This is a genomic window from Oleiphilus sp. HI0086, assembly GCF_001635225.1.
In genome coordinates this window covers 1-1003 of sequence record NZ_LWFZ01001352.1, presented here as the reverse complement: position 1 = coordinate 1003, position 1003 = coordinate 1, and the positions used below count along the sequence as shown (strand labels likewise).

The window sequence follows — 1003 nt, the reverse complement described above, 5'->3', positions numbered from 1 at the left end:
AAAAAGAATAGGCTGAGCGCAGCCATGATTAATAGCCAAGCTAGAAAGAAAAAGTCTTGAGGCCAAAACGTTAGCCAAAAAATATGAAACTGGCGCTCCGGTAAATCGAACAAAATTGCTTGATGTCCATCCCATGTAAACCAGGCTGCAAAATAGTAAAGCCCGAGCAGTGTAAACATCATTGCTTTGCGAAGCGATTGGAAAACACCTTTTACTTCACGGGTGTGTACCTTTTCATGACTTGCATACAAGTTGCTGTCGGAAGACTTGAAGCGATGTGCAATTTTGTTTTCAATATCCATTAATTAACACCAATGTAAACAGATAGAACTAGATGCCTGCAGGCCTAGGAGCAGCTGCAAGTTGTTTTTGTCTTGAGCCGACTAGTCAGCTTCCTCATCGTAATGTTCTGACAAGGATTTTTGTCGTTTGGCAAGAGGTAGGGCCAATAAGACACAGCTCAAAGCTGTGCAGCTAAAACCAAACACCCAAAAGAGGAAAAAGCCTAATGTATATAGAGCATTTGGGCTAAACTCTACAGGGAAAGTCGCGATACTTGATAACTCTATCGGATCAAATGCTGCGAAGAAAAGCATTGTTGCCAGTGCTGCGCATAAAAAAGACACCCAAGCCATAACACCAAATGAGCGCCAGAAAACTTTCGACTGTAATTCTTCCTCGGGAACAATCGTGCGTAGTTGCGATATGATAATTCGAATCATCATTGACCTCGGATCATTATAAATATTGGTGTAATTCAGCGCCTATATAAATGATTGGGCGCTGAATTACACCTTGATGACAAAGTTATAGAGACAAAATATAAGCTGATAGAACTTTAGCTTCTTGCTCACTAAACAAATGTCTGTGCGACGGCATGTTGCCGTTACGTCCATTGGCTATCGTGGCGTCAATATCTCTTAACAGTCCGCCATATAACCAAATATTGTCAGTAAGGTTGGGCGCACCAAGCAGCTGGTTGCCTTTACCGTCAATGCCATGG

1 protein-coding gene and 2 pseudogenes are annotated in these 1003 nt (G+C 42.2%); all 3 read right to left on the bottom strand.

Going from position 1 to position 1003, the window contains the following annotated elements; translation table 11 throughout:
• A pseudogene (locus tag A3756_RS23300) lies at nucleotides 1-302 on the bottom strand (cytochrome c oxidase accessory protein CcoG); the annotation flags it as partial.
• Between the two features lie 81 nt (nucleotides 303-383).
• Nucleotides 384-725: a hypothetical protein gene (locus tag A3756_RS23295; protein WP_156490703.1), complete on the bottom strand. Its 342-nt coding sequence runs from the start codon at nucleotides 723-725 to the stop codon at nucleotides 384-386.
• An 82-nt stretch (nucleotides 726-807) separates the two neighbouring features.
• Nucleotides 808-1003, bottom strand: a pseudogene (locus tag A3756_RS28240) (cytochrome C oxidase Cbb3); the annotation flags it as partial.

Excerpts from the sequence above, each read along its gene's own strand:
- A3756_RS23295 (WP_156490703.1), bottom strand. The coding sequence starts at position 725 with ATGATGATTCGAATTATCATATCGCAACTACGCACGATTGTTCCCGAG.